Source organism: Colwellia sp., from assembly GCF_013215345.1.
Classification (GTDB): domain Bacteria; phylum Pseudomonadota; class Gammaproteobacteria; order Enterobacterales; family Alteromonadaceae; genus Colwellia.
On sequence record NZ_JABSOV010000216.1, the window covers coordinates 1 to 3585 of the forward strand.

A 3585-nucleotide genomic window follows, 5' to 3' on the forward strand; every position below is an offset into this window, starting at 1 on the left:
TATGCAATCTGCATATAATATTCCAATGCTAACGGCTGAAAAAGAGCATGATCTGGCTACTCGCCTTTATAACGACAATGATTTATCAGCGGCTCAAGAACTTATTATGTCGCACTTACGTTTTGTTATTCATGTAGCTAAAGGTTATTCCGGTTATGGTTTACCCCATGCTGATTTAGTGCAAGAAGGTAATGTTGGCTTAATGAAGGCCGTTAAACGTTTTAACCCGGAAGTGGGTGTACGTTTGGTTTCTTTTGCTGTGCATTGGATCAAAGCGGAAATTCATGAATATGTGCTTAAAAACTGGCGCATTGTTAAAGTTGCCACCACTAAAGCGCAACGTAAATTGTTTTTTAATCTTCGTAAAAATAAAAAACGTTTAGGCTGGTTTAGTACTGAAGAAGTAAATACAGTAGCAGAGAGCCTTGGTGTAACCACTAAAGATGTTATGGAAATGGAATCTCGTATGAGTAGCCATGACCAATCGTTTGAATTATCAAAAGACGATGATGATAACATAGGTGCCGGTAGTTTTTCTCCAGCTCAATATCTTGAAGATAAGCAGTCAGATTTAGCCGTTGAAGTTGAAAATAAGAATTGGGATAATCATGCCAATCAAAAATTATCAACTGCGTTGGTGACTCTTGATGAACGCAGCCAAGATATTATAAAAACACGTTGGTTAACTGAAGATAAAACAACCTTGCAAGAGCTGGCCAATAAATACCAGATATCAGCAGAGCGTGTTAGGCAGTTAGAAAAGAATGCCCTGTTTAAACTGAAAAACACCATGGTATTTGATTAAGCTTTAGCAAATATCCTGTTTAAAGAAACCGACTTGATGTCGGTTTTTTTGTGCCTGGTGTTTACTGACTTTATATAAGTACGCAGTCACTTGCTAGTTGAGCTAGTCGCTAGCTAAAAAACGCCATGATCTTTGATTAAGCTTTAACTAATACCCTGTTTACAGAAACCGACTTAATGTCGGTTTTTTATGTCTGTAACTTTGTTTAATCACACAGCTACTTACAAAAAACTCAGTGATTTAACGCGGCTAGTTGCTAATTAACCTAGTCGACCAGTTAAAAAATAGCCACTTGGATCACACTCGATCACATGTGTCGCCAACAAAGTCACAATGTCGTTGCAGAGTTAACTAAATTACAACACTTTAGATCGAACTTTTGCAAATAGATCGCGCAGTATTAATGTCAATTGATTAATACCCCTTCCCAATCAAGATGCATGTTTCAGAGTGCTTGAGCAATTTCAATACAAGGCGCATCTCTGTAGTAATGGTTATTCCCTGACAAAGGTGTGCAACGATGTAGTGGTGTTGCTCAAGCGCTTCTTCGATGGGTTTAAAATGACTTTATACGGCGTTAAATAATCAAACCATAGAATGACTATGCTTAAATTATTTTCCTTGCCTAAAGTCATTTTACTCCCACTGAAATCCTGCACTTTGAATAGGAACGGGTATATATCAGTTCCCAATAATTTACTATAAAAAGGTAGAAGTAATGAGCCTAAGAACAGCCAGAAAGAATGTAGTTACTCGCGCAGTAATGATTGCCCTAGCCGCAACATCAATGACTACAGTACAAGCAATTGCCCAAGAAGGCGCAGAAGAAGTAGAACGCATTGCCGTAACCGGTTCTCGCATTAACAGAACTGATGTTGAAACAGCTAGTCCAGTAACAGTAATCTCGTCTGACTTTATTGCTAAAAGTGGCTTTACTTCAGTACAAGAGATTTTATCTATGCAGCCAGCTGCATCAGGTATGAGCCTAGGTGCAACATCGAACAATGGTTCAGGTGGCTCTGCAACAGTTAACCTACGTGGTATGGGAGTGCAACGTACGTTAGTGTTATTAAATGGTCGTCGTATGGTTGCTTCTGGTACGGGTGCAGATTCTTCAGTCGATTTAAATACTATTCCTGTTTCAATGATTAAAAGCATTGAAATTTTGAAAGATGGTGCTTCAGCAGTATACGGCTCAGATGCTATTGCGGGTGTAGTTAACATCATTACTAAAAAAGATTTTGAAGGTACAGAAATAACAGCTGATGGCAGCATTACCGATAAAGGTGATGGCGAAAGCGGCGGTTTTAGTATTTTACACGGCAGTGAACTTGCTGGTGGTAACATCGTAGTTGGTGTTCAGTACTCAAACCGTGGTGAAGTCATTCAGTCGGACCGTGATTTTGTCCCTGCAGGGAAATCCTCATTTGTTCCTGGTGGTTCTTTAGGTGGTATGGTTCCTGATGCTGAAGGTGGTTGGAGAGAGCTAGAGGATAGTGACAAGTATGATTACACTGATGATAGCTATGCACAAACACCTAATGAGTTATTGAGTTTATTTACCACTTTTAATACTGAAATAGCAGATGATACTGAGTTAAGTATTGACTTTATGTACACACGTCGTGAGTCAAATCAACAAATGGCACCACAGCCAGCGAATATCGATTTAAATGTTTGTCAGCCAGGTCAATACAATATCGGTAATTGTATTAATGTTGGCGAAGTTTTAATTCCTGAACTTGACACTCTAAATTATAGACGTCGTATGACTGATGCAGGACCACGTATTTATGCTCAAGAAACTGATACTTATCGTGCTTCTGTTGGCCTAGTTGGTTATTTAAGTAATGACACTCAGTGGGATATGTCAGCAACTTATGGTCGCAATGACTCAAAAGACAGTGTTGGTAACTCTATCCATGCCGGTAATATGGAAAAAAGCATATATTTAGATCAAGATAAGTGGTTCAGTGGTGATCCACTATCACAGGAATTCTTGATGAGTGAAGGTGTTATGTACACCGAAGAAAACCAAGGTGGTAATGAGCAATTTACCTTAGCTGCAGGTTTTAGCGGTATTAATGAATCTGATATTGGTTATGCAATTGGTGTTGAAAGCCGTTTTGAAAGTGGTTACTACACCCCCGATTTAGTTACTCAGGCCGGTGAAAGTACTGCATCTCAACAAGATCCAACAGAAGGAAATTACTCTGTTCAATCTCTTTACGGTGAAATTTCTGTACCAGTAACTGATTCTTTCACAGTAGAAGCGGCGACTCGTTACGATAACTACTCGACTTTTGGTGGCGCAGCTACGTGGAAGTTAGGTGCTACTTATAGTATTACTGATGGTTTAATGCTTAGAGCAGTTGCGGCAACAGGTTTTAGAGCGCCAAGTGTTAGTGAGTTATTCGGCGGTAACTCAGGTTCTTTCGATTATTTATCTGACCCGTGGGAAAACGCACAAGATGCACAAATCGAAGTTAACTATACAAGTGATCCCGATTTACAACCAGAAGAGAGTGAGTCATTCACTGCTGGTGTAGTATGGGAAATCACTGATGGTCTATCTACTACCATGGATTACTGGAAGTTTGATATTACCAACGCCATTAGCCGTGTAAATGTGCAAGCTGAAATGAATAAGTGTAAAGATGGCGACCAAGTTGCCTGTGCAACCATTAACATTAACAAAGATGGTCAAGGTGAGTTAGATGATATGACGTCAGCGTTAACTAACATTGGCCAACAAAATACTTCAGGTATTGATTGGAATG

The 3585-nt window shown here is 39.4% G+C and carries 2 protein-coding genes; both read left to right on the forward strand.

Annotated features, from left to right (window positions below; translation table 11 throughout):
* Nucleotide 1 precedes the first annotated feature (1 nt).
* Nucleotides 2-805: an RNA polymerase sigma factor RpoH gene (gene rpoH / locus HRT50_RS18285; protein WP_291617172.1), complete on the forward strand. Its 804-nt coding sequence runs from the start codon at nucleotides 2-4 to the stop codon at nucleotides 803-805.
* Between the two features lie 718 nt (nucleotides 806-1523).
* Nucleotides 1524-3585: TonB-dependent siderophore receptor (locus tag HRT50_RS18290; RefSeq protein ID WP_291617174.1), on the forward strand; the 2062-nt coding region annotated here is incomplete at its 3' end.